The following is a 16336-nucleotide window of genomic DNA, read 5'->3' on the forward strand; positions in this document are numbered from 1 at the left end:
GGTCAGCCGACGTACCGCTCGGCCACCTGCTCGAACCGGACCTTCGAGGTGGCGACGATCTCGTCGTAGTCGTCGGCGCCGAGCTGCAGGATCCGCAGCAGCGGTGCGACCTCGTGACGTCGCTCGGCGCACTCGGGCGAGTGCGGGTCCGTGTCGGGGTCGCCGATCTCGGACGACATGACGCATGCCAGCGCCACCGCTGCGCTGATCGCGGACAGGTCGTCGCGCACCTCGTGGTGCTCCCGGATGCCGTCGACGATCGTCAGCGGAAGGCCCCATGCCTCGGCGACCACGCCCCCGATGTCGGCGTGCGTCAGGCCGAAGACCATCCGCTCGGTCTCGAGGACGTCCTGCCCGTCGGTGAGGGCTGCCAGTGCCACGGTGTCGAGGATCTGCTTGCCGAAGTGGCGGGCGAGCACCACCTTGCCGAAGTCGTGCAGCAGGGCGGCCGTCCCCGCCTCGGCGGGGACCGGGACCCGGGCGCGGGAGCGGATCACCTCGGCCGAGATGGACGCCGTCACCGACCGCTGCCACAGCGCGCCGGCCTGCAGGCCGTACGCCGGCAGCGCCTGCAGCATCCGGCTGCCCACGCGGGAGGCCATGGTCAGCGACAGCAGGGTGCTGGTGCCGAGACGGACGACGGCATCACGGACGTTGGTGATGTTGGCACGGTGCCCGAGCGCCGCCGAGTTGGCCCGCCGGAGCACGTCCGCGGTGAGCGAGACGTCCAGGGACACCGTGTCGCTGATCTCCTTGATGTCGGAGTCCGGGTCGGAGACCAGGCCGGCCAGCCTGGCGACGGTGTGGGGCAGCGGCTCCACTGACTCGGCAGCGGCCAGCAGGTCCGCGGTGGGGACGAGGGGCGCAGTGGTCACCTCCTGGTGATCGGCCCGACAGGGGCCGACCTGAGGCGTTCGGGCCGGACGAGCCGGACGAGCCGGACGAGCCGGACGTGGTCTCAGTCCGGTCCGACCGGGTGGGCCAGGTCGTAGGCGCGGGAGACCTTCAACGGGACGACCATCCGCCAGGCGTCGACGACGAGCTCGCGCGCCTCGGCCGGGTCGAGCTCGGCCAGCCTGGCCTCCACCCAGTGGAAGCGCATGTCGGACTCGCCCGGCAGGTGGAACCGGGGGTCGTTCCCGACGAGCGCGGCCCGCTCCTCCTTCGGGAACGCGAACCCCATCACGGCTTCGTCGCGGGAGAAGGCGACGTAGACGATGGACCCGACCCGGAACTTGAGGCGGCCCGCGACGTGGGCGACGTAGGACCGCTCCAGCGCCTCACCGAGAGGCAGGACGTCGTCGACGACTGCCATCGGGTCCCCTCCTTCCCAGCACTCCGAGTATGCGACGGGACACCCGGGACGGGCGAGCCAGATCGGACCGGTCACACCCCGAGGCAGGGCCAAGCCTCGACGGAGGTTGCCCGCCGCTGGGGTGAGGCGATGAGTTGGTCGGTCCGCCTAGCGTCGTGGACGGAGGGACGAGACCCAGGAGGAGAACCGTGGCGCACCAGCCACCCAAGGCCGTGCAGGAGGCCGCCCAGCGCGCGGAGCGCTGGATCGAGGACGGCAAGGCCGGCAAGGGCTTCACCGACGTCGGTCGTCGGCGTGCCGCGCAGCTCGCCAAGGGCGAGGAGGTCAGCGACGACGTGGTCAAGAAGATGCAGGCCTACTTCGCCCGCCACACCGTCGACAAGGACGCCGAGGGCTTCACCCAGGGTGGCGACGGGTTCCCGTCGCCCGGGCGGGTGGCATGGGACGCCTGGGGTGGTGACGCAGGTGAGCGCTGGGTCCGTGGCATCGACCTCGACTGACGACGTGCTCGCCGATGACGCGGCGCTGCTCAGCCTGACCTACACGAGCGCCGCGACCCGCCTGATGTCGGTGGCCGAGCTCGTCGAGCTGATCGAGCAGATCCGCCCCAAGAACGAGCGGCTGGGCGTGACGGGCCTGCTGCTCTACAGCGGCGGCAACGTGATCCAGACCCTCGAGGGGACGTCGTACGCCGTCGAGGCGCTGTTCGACGCGATCCAGGCCGACCCGCGCCACGGCGACGTGCACGTGGTCGAACGCCGCTCGGTCGGCGAGCGCTCCTTCGCGACCTGGTCGATGGGGTTCCGCAACGTCTCGGCCCGCGAGGTCGCCGATATGCAGGACTTCGGCGCCTTCGCCCGCGACTCGGTGGGGCACGACCTCACCCCGCACGCCAGCTCGGCCTTCGAGCTGCTGGAGAAGTTCCGCGTCAACGCGCTCTGATCGCGTCACCCGCGATGCCCCGCACGTCGCCAGCACGACGCCCGGGCGACGCGAGGGGGTGGCCGGGATCACCCGACGAGCGATTGGGCGCCGCCCGGGTCACCCGCCTAGGCTCGGGGACGAAAGGGAGTAGTCCCCAACAGGTGCGTCGACACGCTGACCTCCGGGTCCGGCGCACCGGGCCACCCTCGCGGTGGCGGACGAGACTTTCGACCAGTTCACACGACTCCTGCATGGACGTGCCTGGTCGAAGGCGCGTCCCACTCCCGGGTCGTCCTCCGGCTGGGCCGGAGAGGCCACCATGGAAGCCCTGCTGCTCAGCACCGCCGTCATCTTCGTCGCCGAGCTCGGCGACAAGTCGCAGCTCATGGCGATGACCTTCGCAACGCGCTACAAGGCGCGTGACGTCATCATCGGCCTGACGATCGCCACGGCGATCGTCCACCTCGTCTCGGTGGGCATCGGTGCCGCCATCGGCGGGGCCTTCGCGGACTACCAGGGCGCGATCAACATCGTGGCCGGCATCGCGTTCCTCGGCTTCGCCGCCTGGACGTTGCGCGGCGACGAGCTCACCGACGAGGAGGCCGACAAGGTCCGCAACAGCCAGGGCGCGGCGATCCTCGCCGTCGGCGTCGCGTTCTTCCTCGCCGAGCTGGGCGACAAGACGATGCTCGCCACCATCACGCTGGCCACGCACGAGGGCTGGTTCGGCACCTGGATCGGCTCGACCCTCGGCATGGTCGCGGCGGACGCGCTCGCGATCGCCGTCGGCGCCCTGCTCGGGCGCCAGCTGCCCGAGAAGGCCGTGCGGTACGGCGCGACCGCGGCGTTCGTGGTCTTCGGTGTCCTGCTGGTCGTGCAGGGCGCGACCGCCTGACCCCCCGGCCCACACGTGTCCGGGAGATGGCCCTCCGGGCCGCCGATGAGGGGCCACGTCCCGGACACGTGTGGCGGCAGGCCCCACCCCTCCGGGCTGGACGTCGACCGCGCGGGTCGTACGTTGGGAGCCATGCAGACTCGCACCCTCGGAAATCAGCAGGTCGGCGCCATCGGCCTCGGCCTCATGACCTTCGACCAGACCGGGACGCAGCCGCGCCAGCAGCTGCTCGACACCGTGACCGCCGCCCTCGACGCGGGCGTGACGCTCTTCGACACCGCCGACGCCTACGGCCCGGGTGGCGAGAAGGGCGCCGGCGCGCAGGGCGAGAACGAGCGCCTGATCGCCTCGATCCTCGACGAGCTCGGCGTGCGCGACCGGGTGTTGCTCGCCACCAAGGGCGGTCACGTCCGCACCGACGACGAGGGCGGCGGCTGGGACACCGACAGCTCCGCGGCCCACCTGAAGCAGGCCGTCGACGACAGCCTGCAGCGCCTCGGCGTGGACCAGCTGTTCCTGTGGCAGCACCACCGACCCGACCCGAAGGTGCCCTACGACGAGGTGATCGCCACGCTCAAGGAGATCGCCGACAGCGGCAAGGTCGCGCACATCGGCCTCTCCAACGCGAACCCGGACCAGATCAGGGCCGCGCACGCGGTCCTCGGCGACGCCCTCGTCAGCGTGCAGAACCAGTTCTCGCCGGCCTTCCGCAGCTCCAAGCCGGAGATCGACGTGTGCGACGAGCTCGGCCTCGCCTTCCTGCCCTGGAGCCCGCTCGGCGGGCTGTCCAACGCCAAGGAGCTCGCCGACAAGCACCCCGCCTTCGCCGAGATCGCCGAGGACCGCGGGGTCAGCGCCCAGCAGGTCGCCCTGGCGTGGGAGCTCGCGCAGTCGCCGGTCGTCATCCCGATCCCCGGGGCCAAGCGAGCCTCCTCGATCACCGACTCCGCGGCCGCCGCGGACCTCGAGCTGACCGACGACGAGCTCGCGCGCCTCGACGCCAGCTGAACCGCTCGGCGATGGGCAGGCCGCTCCTCACCCGGGCCGTCGACACTGCGATGGACCGCTCACTGGTCCTCGGCTACACGACGATCGGCCTCGCGGTGAGGCGCGCCCTGCCCGGATGGCCACCCGACCCGGCTCCCCGCGCGCTCGAGGGCCGGCACGTCCTGGTCACGGGAGCGAGCTCGGGCCTCGGCATCGCGACCGTCGAGGGGCTCGCCGACCTCGGCGCGGTCGTGCACATGCTGGTGCGCGACGAGGCCAAGGGCTCGGGGGTCGCCGACCGGATCCGGGCCGCGCGGCCCGGCACGGAGCTCAGGCTCTGGCGCTGCGACGTGGGCGACCTCGACGACGTACGACGCTTCGCTGCCGGGCTGGCCGCCGAGGTTCCGAGCCTCCACGCGATCGTGCACAACGCGGGCGTGATGCCGCCAAGGCGCACCGAGTCGCCGCAGGGCCACGAGCTCAGCATGGCCGTGCACGTCGTGGGGCCCGTGGTGATGACCGAGGCCCTGCGGGGCCCGCTCGCAGGTGGCCGGGTGGTGCTCGTGAGCAGCGGCGGGATGTACGGCCAGGCGCTGCGGGCGGACGACCCGGGCTACCTCACGGGCGACTACTCGCCGACGACGGCGTACGCGCGCTCCAAGCGCTGGCAGGTCGAGATGGCCCCGCTGCTCGGCAAGCGGTGGGCGTCGGACGGCACCACCGTCGCGACGATGCACCCCGGATGGGCCGACACCCCCGGGGTGCAGGAGTCGCTCCCGCGCTTCCGCTCGATCACCCGGCCGGTCCTGCGCGACGACGCCCAGGGTGCCGACACCAGCATCTGGCTGGCCGCCGTCGACCCGGCTCCGCCGACCGGGCTGTTCTGGCACGACCGGGTGGAGCGGCCGACGTCCCTGCTGCCGTCGACCCGCCCGTCGGACGACGTACGCGCGCGGGCGTGGGCGTGGCTGCAGGACGCGGCCGCGCTCGGGTAGAGCGCGGCGGAAGACTTGACTCGTTCAAGTAAAGGGGGCAGGGTGGAAATCGATGGACCACCACGACGCCGAGGCTGACTTCGAGGGGCTGCTGCGGGCCGCCGACCTGCGGGTCACCCGGCCGCGCCTCGCCGTGCTGCGAGCCGTGGGCCGCCAGCCGCACGCCGACACCGGCAGCGTCCTCGCGGCCGTCCGGACCGAGGAGCCGACCGTCTCGCACCAGGCCGTCTACGACGTCCTCGGCGTGCTGAGCGAGTCCGGCCTCGTCCGCCGGATCCAGCCGGCCGGCTCGGTCGCGCGCTACGAGCTGCGGGTCGGCGACAACCACCACCACGTGGTCTGCCGCTCGTGCGGCACGGTCGCCGACGTCGACTGCGCGGTCGGCGTACGCCCGTGCCTCCATGCCTCCGACTCCCACGGCTTCGTCATCGACGAGGCCGAGGTCACCTACTGGGGCCTGTGCCCCGCCTGCGCCACCCAGAAGTCCGCCACCAGCAACTGAGAGGGACCCATGTCCGACCAGGAAGACACGACGCCCACGAGCCCGCAGGGCACCGACCGCAAGGCCGAGGCCGGCTGCCCGGTGATGCACGACTCCGCGACCGCGCAGGGCAGTGAGAGCGAGAACCCGGCGATCGACTCGCCGACGCCGAAGGACGGTCGTCCGCGGACCAACCAGGACTGGTGGCCCAACCAGCTCGACCTGTCCGTGCTGCACGCGCACTCGCCGAAGGGCAACCCCCTCGGCACCGACTTCTCGTACGCCGACGCGTTCGCCGAGCTCGACGTCGAGGCGCTCAAGAGCGACATCGTCGACGTGCTGCGCACCTCGCAGGACTGGTGGCCCGCGGACTTCGGCCACTACGGCGGCCTGATGATCCGGATGAGCTGGCACGCAGCCGGCACCTACCGCGTCCAGGACGGCCGCGGCGGTGCGGGAGACGGCAGCCAGCGCTTCGCGCCCCTCAACTCCTGGCCCGACAACGCCAACCTCGACAAGGCGCGGCGCCTGCTCTGGCCGGTGAAGCAGAAGTACGGCCAGAAGATCTCGTGGGCCGACCTGCTCGTCCTCGCCGGCAACGTCGCGCTCGAGGACATGGGCTTCGAGACCTTCGGGTTCGCGTTCGGACGCGAGGACGTGTGGGAGCCCGAGGAGATCATCTGGGGTCCGGAGGACACCTGGCTCGGCGACGAGCGCTACTCCGGCGACCGCGAGCTCGGAGAGAACCTGGGCGCGGTCCAGATGGGCCTGATCTACGTCAACCCCGAGGGCCCCAACGGCAACCCCGACCCGGTCGCCTCGGCCCGTGACATCCGCGAGACCTTCGGCCGGATGGCGATGAACGACGAGGAGACCGTCGCCCTCATCGCCGGTGGCCACACGTTCGGCAAGACCCACGGCGCGGGCGACCCCGACCTGGTCGGCCCCGAGCCCGAGGGCGCTGAGCTCGAGAACCAGGGCCTGGGCTGGATCAGCTCGTACGGCTCGGGCAAGGGGGGCGACACGATCACCTCCGGGCTCGAGGTCACCTGGACCGACGTACCGACGCAGTGGAGCAACCGCTACTTCGAGATCCTCTTCGGCTACGAGTGGGAGCTCACCGAGAGCCCGGCCGGCGCCAAGCAGTGGGTCGCCAAGACCGACGACGCGATCATCCCCGACGCGCACGACCCGTCGAAGAAGCACCGCCCGACGATGCTGACCTCCGACCTCGCGCTGCGCGAGGACCCGGCCTACGAGAAGATCTCGCGCCGCTTCCTGGAGAACCCCGACGAGTTCCGCCTGGCCTTCGCGAAGGCCTGGTACAAGCTGCTCCACCGCGACATGGGCCCGGTCGGCCCGCACCTGCTCGGCCCGTGGGTCCCCGAGGCCCAGCTCTGGCAGGACCCGGTCCCGCCGGTCGACCACGAGCTCGTCGGAGACGCCGAGATCGCCGATCTCAAGGCCAAGCTGCTCGACTCGGGCCTCTCGGTCCAGCAGCTCGTCTCGCTGGCGTGGGCCTCGGCCGCCACGTTCCGTCGTACCGACCGTCGTGGTGGTGCCAACGGCGCCCGCATCCGCCTGGAGCCGCAGCGCGGCTGGGCCGTGCACGCCGACCTCGACCTCGACACCTCGCTCGCGGCGATCGAGCGCGTGCAGCAGGACGCCGAGGCGGCCGGCACGAAGGTGTCGGTGGCCGACCTGATCGTCCTCGGCGGTGCCGCGGCGATCGAGAAGGCGGCGAAGGACGCCGGTCACGACGTCAGCGTCCCCTTCACCCCGGGTCGTACCGACGCCACCCAGGACCAGACCGACGTCCACTCCATGGGCTGGCTGGAGCCGCGCGCCGACGGCTTCCGCAACTGGCTGCGCCCGGGCGAGAAGCTGCAGCCCGAGAAGCTGCTGCTCGACAAGGCCTACCTGCTGGGCCTGTCCGCGCCGCAGATGACCGTCCTGCTCGGTGGCCTCCGGGCGATCGGCGCCAACGCCGGCGGCACCGCCCACGGCGTGCTCACCGACCGTCCGGGCACGCTGACCAACGACTTCTTCGCCAACCTGCTGTCCCCGGGCACGCAGTGGAAGGCGTCGCAGTCCGACGAGGGCGTCTACGAGATCCGCGACGTCGCCACCGGGGACCTCAAGTGGACCGCCACCGCGGTCGACCTGGTGCTGGGCTCGAACTCCCAGCTGCGGGCGCTCGCCGAGGTCTACGCCAGCGACGACGCGAAGGAGAAGTTCGTCACCGACTTCGTCGCCGCGTGGACGCAGGTCATGGACAACGACAGGTTCGACCTGCGGGGCTGACCCGGTGGCCGTGCAGACGGAGCACTTCAAGGGAACCGACCTCGCGGGCGACCGGTGGGTGCCGTGGTACCTGCCCCACTGGTCGTCCCGCGAGGAGTCGCGGGCGACGTACGACGTCGCGTCCTCGGTGCTCCGTCTGCGCATCCCCACCACCCAGGGACTGTGGTGCGCCGAGCGGCACCACCCGGTGCTGCGCACCTCGAGCGTCGCGTCCGGGCTGTACGCCGGACCGCTTGGGTCCACCGTCGGGCAGCAGCCCTTCGCCGACGGCCTGACGGTCTCCGAGGAGCAGGAGCCCTTCCGGGGCTGGCTCGTCGAGGGCGGACGGCTGACCGTGCGCGCCCGGGCCGACCTGACCGCCCGCTCGATGGTGTCGGTCTGGCTGACCGGTTTCGAGGACGAGCCCGACCGGTGCGGCGAGGTGTGCGTGTTCGAGGTCTTCGGCGACACCGTGACGCCGTCGTCCGCAGGGGTCGGGGCCGGTGTGCACGCGTTCCGCGACCCGTCGCTGCGCGAGGACTTCTCGGTCACCCCGGTCGAGCTCGACCTGCGCGAGTGGCACGACTTCACCGTGACGATGTCGGCCGACGGCTGCACCTGGTCGGTCAACGGACAGCCGCTGCGGACCGGCGACCAGTGCCCGTCGTACCCGCTCCAGATCTTCGTCGGCGTCTTCGACTTCCCCGACCGCGAGGACGGCACGACCCGCGACCACGAGCCGACCTTCGAGGTCGACTCGATCGTCCACGAGGTCGGCTGAGTGGTCGACCGCGCAACACCCAACCTGCCGTCCCGCGACCTCGAGGCGACGGCCGCGTTCTACGCCGCGATCGGGTTCGCGACGACGTACCGCGACCCGGGCTGGCTCATCCTCGAGCGCGGCTCGCTCGTGCTGGAGTTCTTCCACGACCCGGGCGTGGACCCGGCCACCACGTCGGCAGGCTCGTGCCTGCGTGTCGACGACGTCGATGCGCTGTATGCCGCGTGCGCGGCCGCGGGCATCCAGGAGACGCACCTCGGCTGGCCCCGGCTGCACCCGCCGCAGGTCGAGGACTCAGGCCTGCGGATCGGCGCCCTGGTCGACCCCGACGGCAGCCTGCTCAGGCTGGTCCAGAATCACCGTGACCCCGTCGCCGACGCGGATCGTGCCGGAGGAGAGCAGCCGGAACACCGTCCCGCCGCGGGGTGACTTCAAGGCCTGCATCGCGCCGGGCCCGAGCCAGTCGTCGAGCAGCCGGCACGGCGCGGCGATCCGGACGACCTCGAGCTCGACGTCGCCGATCCGCATGCGCTCCCCCGGCCGGGTCGGGATCGGTCCGTGGTCGAGCGTGACGTTGCGCCGCGTGAGGCCCGGGTCGACCGGGCGCCCGAGCACCTCCTCGGCGGCGGCGAGGTCGTCGAGCGCCTGCACCGTCACGTGGCGGTGCTTCGCACCGTGGTAGCGGTCTCCGACCAGGCCGACCCCCGCCTCGGCCTCCACGGCGTCGACCGACCTCGTCGGGATCTTCCGGCCGGGTGCGAGGTGGATGGCGGCGACGCGGGAGTTCACGCCACGGACGGTACTTCGTGGCCGAGTCCTACGGTTGTCGGCCCAGATCTCGGCTGACAACCGTTGTGGTCACCGGACATCCGGTGACTCCAGCCCGGCCCCTGTCTGTCTGTACGACGTCCGCCCAATGCGGTCGCGGAGCGTCCGCAACCCCGGGCATGCTCGGACGATGGACACTCACCTCCTCGACGCCAAGGGCGCGCTGCAGCACTACCTGCAGGGTGCGCGCGACCCGATCCTCTGGAAGCTCGACGGGCTCGGCGAGCGCGACCTGCGGTTGCCCCGGACGCCGACCGGCACCAACCTGCTCGGCATCGTCCGCCACGTCGCCAACGTCGAGATCGGCTACTTCGGCCCGACCTTCGGCCGTGAGTGGCCCGACCCAGACCACCCCCTCTTCGTCACGGACGAGCAGGCCGACGCCGACCCGCAGGCGGACTGGTGGGTGCCGGCGGAGGTGAGCGCCGCCGAGGTGATCGACTTCTACCGCGCGGTCTGGGCCTTCAGCGACGCGACCATCGCGGACCTCGACCTCGACGCCCGCGGAGCGGTACCGTGGTGGCCGCCGGACCACCGCGACGTCTCCCTCGCCCGCATCATCGTGCACGTCATCTCCGACACCACCCGGCACGGCGGCCACGCCGACATCCTGCGTGAGGCCATCGACGGCGCCGCCGGGCTCCGGCCGGAGTCCACCAACCTGCCCGACCTCGACTGGGCGTCGTACACCGCGCGGCTGACCGCAGTCGCCGAGCAGTTCCCGCCGGACTAGTCAGAGGAGAGCAGAAAGTCGGAGGCGCTGTCGGCGGTGAGCCCTACTGTCGGGTGATGCCCATCGACGAGGTCGACCCGGTCCCGGCGGACCCCGCCGCGCCCCAGGTCGAGGCGCACCTCCCGCCCGGGGTGACCCGCGGGCCGGAGACGATGCGCGCGTTCCACGCGGTGCTGGGCAACACGCTCGTGGCCAACGTGACGTCGAGCTTCCTGTGGTTCGCGCTGACGTTCTGGGCCTACCTCGAGACACGGTCGGTGATGGCGACGGCGATTATCGGCGGCGGCTTCATGCTGTTCACGGCGGTGTGCGGCACGTGGTTCGGCACGCTCGTCGACCGCCACCGCAAGAAGCAGGTGATCGTCGCGTCGTCCACGGTCACCCTGGTGGCCTATACGGTGTCGGGACTGTTGTGGCTCCTCCTCGGCGAGCGCCGCCTCGCCGACTGGGAGAGCCCGGCGTTCTGGTTGTTCACCGTCGTGATCCTGGCCGGCAGCGTGGTCGAGAGCATGCGCAACATCGCGCTGTCGACGACGGTGACGCTCCTCGTCCCGGAGGACGGGCGCGACAAGGCCAACGGACTGGTCGGCACCGTCCAGGGTGTCGCCTTCATGATCACCAGCGTCTTCAGCGGGTTGAGCGTCGGCCTGCTCGGCATGGGCTGGACCCTGGCCATCGCGATCGCGCTGACGGGCGCCTCGCTGCTGCACCTCCTGCCGATCACGATCCCCGAGCTGGCTCCCGAACCGGACGAGGGCGGCTCGAAGCTCGACGTGCGCGGGGCGATCGCCGCGATCCGCGTGGTGCCGGGACTGGTCGCGCTGATCCTGTTCTCGACGTTCAACAACCTGGTGAGCGGGGTCTACATCGCGCTGATGGATCCCTACGGCCTGACCCTCTTCAGCGTCGAGACGTGGGGGCTGGTCCTCGGCGTCACCGGTCTGGGTTTCGTGGTCGGCGGCGGACTCGTCGCCAGGTTCGGCCTCGGCGCCAACCCGGTCCGCACGCTGCTGCTGGTCAACCTCGGCATCGCCGTGCTCGGCATGACCTTCACGGCGCGTGAGTGGGCGTGGCTCTACGTCGTGGGCATCTTCGCCTTCATGGCGGTCATCCCGGCCGCCGAGTCCGCCGAGCAGACGATCCTGCAGCGGGTGGTCCCGTTCCGGACCCAGGGTCGCGTGTTCGGCTTCGCCCAGAGCGTCGAGCTCGCCGCCAGCCCCATCTCCGCGTTCCTGATCGGCCCGATCGCCGAGTTCTGGCTGATCCCCTACATGGAGTCGTCCGACGGTCGCTCCACGTGGGGCTGGCTGGTCGGCAGCGGCGAGGCTCGTGGCATCGCGCTCGTATTCATCGCGGCCGGCGCGATCATGCTCGTCACCGTCCTGCTCGCGCTCGCCTCCGCGCCCTACCGCCGGCTGTCGACGGCATACGCCGTCGCGCCGCCGCAGCAGCTCGAGGGCAGCGCCCCCGCTTGAGGCAGGACCGGGAATCCGTCAGGCGGGCATCCGCGCCCGCAGAAAGCGGACCGTCCGGTCCATCGCCGCGACGAAGGCGGGCCCGAACGCGTGCCCGTCGTCGTACCACTCGAGGGTGGAGTCGACGCCGGCGGCGGTGAGCGCCTTCTGCGTCGCCGTCGCCCATGGCGGTGGGCACGTGTCGTCGAACCGGCCGTGCACCATCAGCACCGGCTCGGTGATCTCGTCGAAGTCCGGCCGCGGCGAGACGCCCCTCCAGAACCCCGGGTCGTCCTTCGGCAGGCCGTGGCGGCCGCGGAAGCCGGCCTCGAGCTCGGCCAGCGGAGCGTCTGGCCGCTGGAACTGGGCGAAGTTCTCCGCCTCGAGGCTCGACACCGAGGCCCATCCGACCCCGGCGGCGAACAGGCCCGGCTCCGCGACGAGGGCCTTGAGCATCACCCCGCCTCCCATCGACCGACCAAAGAGGGCGATCCGGTCCGCGTCGACGCGGACGTCGTCGGAGCTGCTCAGCGCACGGGCGGCTGCGATCACGTCGGCGGCGTAGCCGAGCCGGACGGCCTGCTCGATCCGCGGGTCGTCGGTCGACTCGGCGTGGTTGCGGTAGTCGACGTGCAGCGCGACGTAACCCTGCTGGGCCAGGAACCCGCGCTCCCGGGTCATGCCCTGGCCGCGGACGTAGTGGGCCGGGTCGATGTAGCCGTGCGCCAGCACCACCGCGGGGAAGGGGCCACGTCCCGACGGCACGTTGAGGACCCCGCTGATCCGCAGCGGCGCGCTCCCGCGGCCCGCCGTGGTCGAGCGGAAGGAGACGTCGTACGACGTGTAGGCGGGGGTGCGCTCGCGGACCGCCCCGAGGCGCAGGTCGCCGCCGGTGAGGTCGGCGGCCGCGAGGGCGGCCATCGAGACCGGGCGCGGCTCCTCGGTGGGTTCCTCGGTGGGCTCCTCCGTCGGCTCGGGCGTCGGCTCCTCGCTCGGCGTGCTCGCGCTCGACGACGGGGACGAGGTCCGGGTCTCCTCCTGCGACGACGTGCACGCCGCGAGGAGGGGCAGGGTCGCGAGTGCCGTTGCGCCGCGGCGCCAGGTGCCGTCCATGCGACCAGTGTGCGGGAGCAGTCCCAGCCCCGGGGCGTGTCACACATCCGGCCGCCCGTTCGTCGAGAGGTTGGATGATGCCGAACGAGAGGGTGGGACGGATGGACGAGACCGAGGTCTTCGAGGCCGAGCGGCCGCGCTTGCTGGGCATCGCCAGCCGGGTGCTGGGTGACCACGCCGAGGCGGAGGACGTGGTGCAGCAGGCCTGGCTGCGCCTCGACCGTGCGCTCGCACGCGACGCCCAGCCCGATTCGTCCGGCGAGATCGAGAACCTCCCGGCCTGGCTGACCACCGTCACCACCCGGCTGTGCCTGGACCGGCTGCGCTCGCGCACCCCGGTCCCGATGGACGACGACCTGTCGGACCTGGAGGACAGCGCTCCCGACCCGGCCGACGACGTCGCCCTGGCCGACACCGTCGGCATCGCGCTGCAGGCGGTGATCGACCGGCTGTCGCCGCGCGAGCGGGTGGCGTTCGTGCTGCACGACAGCTTCGGCTTCGAGTTCGGCACGATCGCGGCCGTCCTCGACACGACGCCGGTCGCGGCGCGCAAGCTCGCGTCGCGGGCCCGCTCGAAGGTCGCCCAACCGGCCCCCGAGGACGCCCTCGCGGACTGGGAGGTGGTGGACGCCTTCATGGCCGCGGCCCGCGGCGCGGACTTCGAGCGGCTGCTCCAGCTCCTGGCGCCCGACGCGCACATCGGAGCGGACGACGTCGCGGCGCTGTCCGGGACGCCGACATCCATCGAGGGCCGGGACGAGGTGGCCACCTTCTTCAACGGCAGCGCGCAGGCGGCGCTGCCGATCTACGTCGGCGATCGCCCGGCCTACGCCTGGTACCACCGCGGCGAGGCCCGGGTGGTCTTCGACTTCACGATCGCCGACGGCCGGGTGCAGAGCATCATCTGCCGCGGCGAGCCGACGACCCTCGCCCAGGTCGTACGCCGTTCCGGCGTCGAGGTGGTCACACCTCGCGCGCGCCGATCGTCAGACCAGTGAGAGCCCACTAGAGGGAGAGACGATGAAGACGATGACCTGCCGCCAGCTCGGCGGACCCTGCGACCTGCCGCACCACGGCGATACCCACGACGACGTGATCAACGCCCAGGACCGGCACCTCAAGCAGATGGAGAAGGACGGCGACGCCGCCCACCAGCCGGCGCGCGACGAGATGAAGGGCCGGTGGCGCCACCCGAGGAGGTCGCTCGGCTGGTACCGCGAGATGAAGCAGGCCTTCGCCGACCTGCCGGAGGACTGAGCACCTGGGTCAGCGACGCTCGCGCGGCAACGCGCAGGTCTGCGCGAGGCCCAGCGCCCAGCAGGTCGGGCAGCCGCGGAGCAGCACGCCGGCCGGTGCGATGAGCAGCAGTGCCCACGGCCCCGCCCACGGGAGAAGCACGAACGCCGCCACCATCAGCGGCAACCCGATGGCGCCGCGCACCAGGTGGCGCGCCACGCTGCTGCTGGCGAACATGGTGTCGGGCTGGCTCACTCCTGTTCTTCGGGGCGGGCCCGAGGAACGGATGGTCAGCGGCGGCGGTCGGCCAGGACGTACGCCGCACCGGCCGCCGCGGCGGTGACCCCGAGGACGGACGGCCACGTGCCGACCTTCTTCGCCAGCGGGTGGGAGACGCCCATCGCGGTCCAGTAGGCCGCCGACAGGCCCGCGACCAGCGGCGCACCGCCGACGGCGTACCACTGCCGCGCCGCGAGCACGTTGGCACCGAGCATCGCGGCCCCACCGAGGGGACGTACGCCGGTCTGCTGGGCGAGCGTGAACCCGCCGACGAGGCCCCCGGCGAGGAGCGGTGCGGTGGGGATGCGGGTCAGGTCAGGCACGGATCGAGCCTAGCCAGCGGTCCGCGACGACCACAGGGAAGGCAGTTCGCGGCTCCGCGGTCTCCGGCCCCGCTCAGGAGGCGTCGCGGCGCCACGAACTGCCGTCATGATGCGGCAGCCGACCGTCCGCAACCGCCGTTAGCGTCGGTGGCATGAGCAACGACAGCACCGAGGAGAACACCGATGCCTGGGTCCCGCCGCCGTGGGAGCCGCCGATCGACGCGACCGAGGCCGAGCACCTCGTCGGCGCACTCAACCGGATGCGGGCCACCCTGCGGTGGAAGGCCGACGGGCTCGACGAGGCCGGGCTCGCCCACCGCATCCCGTCGTCGACGCTCTCGCTGGGCGGGCTCCTGCGCCACCTCGCGCTGGCGGAGGACTACTACCTGACCACCAAGCTGCGGGGTGAGGAGCTCGTCGAGCCGTGGACGTCGCTGGGCCGCGATGACTCCGACGAGTGGGAGTTCGAGGCCGACCACTTCACCGCCGCCGAGACCTACGCGATCTTCGACGAGGCCGTCGTGCGCAACACGGCTCGGATCGAGGCCGCGATCGCGGACGCCGGTGGCACCCTCGACCTGGTCGCGCACGTCGACGACGGCAACGGCAACCACCCGCGCCTGCGCCGCCTGCTCATCGACCTGCTCGAGGAGTACAGCCGCCACACCGGCCACGCCGACCTCCTGCGTGAGGCGGTCGACGGCCGCACCGGCGAGGACCCGGACGGGGACTGGGTGCCGGCCTGGCTGCAGGGAGGTCCGCGTTAGGCGAGTCCCGCCCACGGGTCCTCGCGCCGCCACAGCGTCGGCAGGTGCAGCGCGACGCCCTGCTGCTGCGCGAGCCCGGTGAGGACGCGCATGGTGACGTCGAGGTCGTCGCCGGCGTAGGGCAGCGCCCGCAGCGGCGCGTCGAGGCCCCGGAAGAAGTCGTCCCAGTGCGTCAGCACGACGCGACGTGCGCCGACCGCCTCGACGGTCTGCGCCCAGTAGGCACGGATGTAGTCCTCCGGCATCACGCCGAGCTGGCCGACGCCGAGGTAGGCGACCTCGGCGCTCCGACCGTCGAGGGCGCCCTCGACGTAGCCGGCGCTGCCCTGCAGCAGTGCCGTCCGGCCGCTGGTGTGCTCGACCACGATCGACCACGCTTCGCCGCACCGGTAGGCGCCGGTGCGCACCGGCGGGACGACCGGGGCGTCGATCGTGCCGGGGAACCGGTCGGGCGGGCAGTGGTCGGACTCGACATGGGTGAGGGTGAACGCGCCGTAGGTCCGCGGCCGACCCGGGGTCACGACGTCGATCCGCGTGGGGTCGAGGCCACCGCCGCGGCCGACGTTGGCGGCCGACTCGCCCCCGACCAGCACCGCGCCGGTCCGTTGCGCCACCACCGCGGAATCGAGGGCGTGGTCGAAGTGCGTGTGGACCGGAGCGACCGCCGCCAGACGTCGACCACCCGCGCCGAAGCCCAGCCGATCCAGCGCGGCGTCGATCCGTGCCTCGTCCGGAGCGATCGAGCGCAGCAGGACGGTCGGCAGCGACGGCCGGGAGAAGTAGCCGTCCGTCATCACCGCGCTCCCGCCGTCGTCGAGCAGCAGGCTGGCCACGCCGAGGAAGGTCACCCCCATCCCACCGTCGGAGGCGGCGGGCACGTCGAAGCGGTCGGCGTGACGCGAGAGGTCGGGGCGGCCGAGCTTGAGTCGCACGGCGTCAGGC

General features: G+C 72.2%; 20 protein-coding genes and 1 pseudogene. 14 read left to right on the plus strand and 7 right to left on the minus strand.

What is annotated here, in order from left to right; all coding sequences use genetic code 11:
- Positions 1–2: 2 nt before the first annotated feature.
- Positions 3–875: an HDOD domain-containing protein gene (locus L2K70_RS12925; RefSeq protein WP_236402560.1), complete on the minus strand. Its 873-nt coding sequence runs from the start codon at positions 873–875 to the stop codon at positions 3–5.
- An 83-nt stretch (positions 876–958) separates the two neighbouring features.
- Positions 959–1315, minus strand: coding sequence for an MmcQ/YjbR family DNA-binding protein (locus L2K70_RS12930; RefSeq protein ID WP_236402561.1), 357 nt, complete (start codon positions 1313–1315; stop codon positions 959–961).
- Between the two features lie 188 nt (positions 1316–1503).
- Between L2K70_RS12930 and L2K70_RS21695 the strand changes: the two genes are divergently transcribed.
- The 9 genes from L2K70_RS21695 (at position 1504) to L2K70_RS12975 (ending at position 9090) form a co-directional block, all read left to right on the plus strand.
- Positions 1504–1815, plus strand: a complete 312-nt coding sequence (locus tag L2K70_RS21695; RefSeq protein WP_236402562.1) for a hypothetical protein — start codon at positions 1504–1506, stop codon at positions 1813–1815.
- On the plus strand, positions 1796–2257 hold the full coding sequence (locus tag L2K70_RS21700) for a BLUF domain-containing protein (protein ID WP_236402563.1): 462 nt from the start codon (positions 1796–1798) through the stop codon (positions 2255–2257). The genes L2K70_RS21695 and L2K70_RS21700 overlap by 20 nt, the downstream gene beginning before the upstream one ends.
- A gap of 301 nt (positions 2258–2558) precedes the next feature.
- Positions 2559–3134: a TMEM165/GDT1 family protein gene (locus L2K70_RS12945; protein WP_236402564.1), complete on the plus strand. Its 576-nt coding sequence runs from the start codon at positions 2559–2561 to the stop codon at positions 3132–3134.
- 132 nt (positions 3135–3266) lie between these two features.
- Positions 3267–4142, plus strand: a complete 876-nt coding sequence (locus L2K70_RS12950; protein WP_236402565.1) for an aldo/keto reductase — start codon at positions 3267–3269, stop codon at positions 4140–4142.
- 11 nt (positions 4143–4153) lie between these two features.
- Positions 4154–5116 carry an SDR family NAD(P)-dependent oxidoreductase gene (locus tag L2K70_RS12955; protein WP_236402566.1) on the plus strand — a complete coding sequence of 321 codons (963 nt, stop codon included), beginning with the start codon at positions 4154–4156 and terminating at the stop codon, positions 5114–5116.
- Positions 5117–5168: 52 nt separating this feature from the next.
- Positions 5169–5618 carry a Fur family transcriptional regulator gene (locus L2K70_RS12960; protein ID WP_236402567.1) on the plus strand — a complete coding sequence of 150 codons (450 nt, stop codon included), beginning with the start codon at positions 5169–5171 and terminating at the stop codon, positions 5616–5618.
- A gap of 9 nt (positions 5619–5627) precedes the next feature.
- Entirely contained in the window at positions 5628–7901 is a 2274-nt protein-coding gene (katG, locus tag L2K70_RS12965; RefSeq protein ID WP_236402568.1) for a catalase/peroxidase HPI, read from the plus strand.
- Positions 7902–7905: 4 nt separating this feature from the next.
- Positions 7906–8661 carry a glycoside hydrolase family 16 protein gene (locus L2K70_RS21705; protein ID WP_236402569.1) on the plus strand — a complete coding sequence of 252 codons (756 nt, stop codon included), beginning with the start codon at positions 7906–7908 and terminating at the stop codon, positions 8659–8661.
- Positions 8662–9090, plus strand: a complete 429-nt coding sequence (locus tag L2K70_RS12975) for a bleomycin resistance protein (protein ID WP_372477487.1) — start codon at positions 8662–8664, stop codon at positions 9088–9090. It abuts the gene before it with no gap.
- On the opposite strand, the pseudogene L2K70_RS21215 reads toward L2K70_RS12975, so the two are convergent.
- Positions 9082–9450, minus strand: a pseudogene (locus L2K70_RS21215) (MOSC domain-containing protein); the annotation flags it as partial. The gene L2K70_RS12975 and the pseudogene L2K70_RS21215 overlap by 9 nt on opposite strands.
- Positions 9451–9619: 169 nt before the next feature.
- Here L2K70_RS21215 and L2K70_RS12985 point away from each other — a divergent pair.
- Positions 9620–10222, plus strand: a complete 603-nt coding sequence (locus L2K70_RS12985; RefSeq protein ID WP_236402570.1) for a DinB family protein — start codon at positions 9620–9622, stop codon at positions 10220–10222.
- 56 nt (positions 10223–10278) lie between these two features.
- Positions 10279–11697: an MFS transporter gene (locus L2K70_RS12990; RefSeq protein ID WP_236402571.1), complete on the plus strand. Its 1419-nt coding sequence runs from the start codon at positions 10279–10281 to the stop codon at positions 11695–11697.
- An 18-nt stretch (positions 11698–11715) separates the two neighbouring features.
- On the opposite strand, the gene L2K70_RS12995 is transcribed toward L2K70_RS12990, so the two are convergent.
- Positions 11716–12789 (minus strand): alpha/beta hydrolase family protein, encoded by a 1074-nt coding sequence (locus L2K70_RS12995; protein ID WP_236402572.1) that lies wholly within the window; start codon positions 12787–12789, stop codon positions 11716–11718.
- Positions 12790–12890: 101 nt separating this feature from the next.
- Between L2K70_RS12995 and L2K70_RS13000 the strand changes: the two genes are divergently transcribed.
- Positions 12891–13787, plus strand: a complete 897-nt coding sequence (locus L2K70_RS13000; RefSeq protein WP_236402573.1) for a sigma-70 family RNA polymerase sigma factor — start codon at positions 12891–12893, stop codon at positions 13785–13787.
- A 22-nt stretch (positions 13788–13809) separates the two neighbouring features.
- Positions 13810–14046 carry a hypothetical protein gene (locus L2K70_RS13005; RefSeq protein WP_236402574.1) on the plus strand — a complete coding sequence of 79 codons (237 nt, stop codon included), beginning with the start codon at positions 13810–13812 and terminating at the stop codon, positions 14044–14046.
- A gap of 9 nt (positions 14047–14055) precedes the next feature.
- Here the strand turns inward: L2K70_RS13005 and L2K70_RS13010 are convergent, their stop codons facing one another.
- Positions 14056–14280 (minus strand): hypothetical protein, encoded by a 225-nt coding sequence (locus tag L2K70_RS13010; protein WP_236402575.1) that lies wholly within the window; start codon positions 14278–14280, stop codon positions 14056–14058.
- 35 nt (positions 14281–14315) lie between these two features.
- Complete coding sequence (locus L2K70_RS13015) at positions 14316–14627, minus strand: hypothetical protein (protein ID WP_236402576.1); 312 nt, start codon at positions 14625–14627, stop codon at positions 14316–14318.
- 152 nt (positions 14628–14779) lie between these two features.
- Here L2K70_RS13015 and L2K70_RS13020 point away from each other — a divergent pair, with 152 nt between their 5' ends.
- A complete protein-coding gene (locus L2K70_RS13020; protein ID WP_236402577.1) occupies positions 14780–15394 on the plus strand; it encodes a mycothiol transferase in 615 nt (204 codons plus the stop codon).
- Here L2K70_RS13020 and L2K70_RS13025 read toward each other — a convergent pair.
- A complete protein-coding gene (locus L2K70_RS13025) occupies positions 15391–16326 on the minus strand; it encodes an MBL fold metallo-hydrolase (RefSeq protein ID WP_236402578.1) in 936 nt (311 codons plus the stop codon). The genes L2K70_RS13020 and L2K70_RS13025 overlap by 4 nt on opposite strands.
- Positions 16327–16336: the final 10 nt, after the last annotated feature.

It is taken from the genome of Nocardioides potassii (assembly GCF_021648885.1).
Taxonomy (GTDB): Bacteria; Actinomycetota; Actinomycetes; order Propionibacteriales; family Nocardioidaceae; genus Nocardioides; species Nocardioides potassii.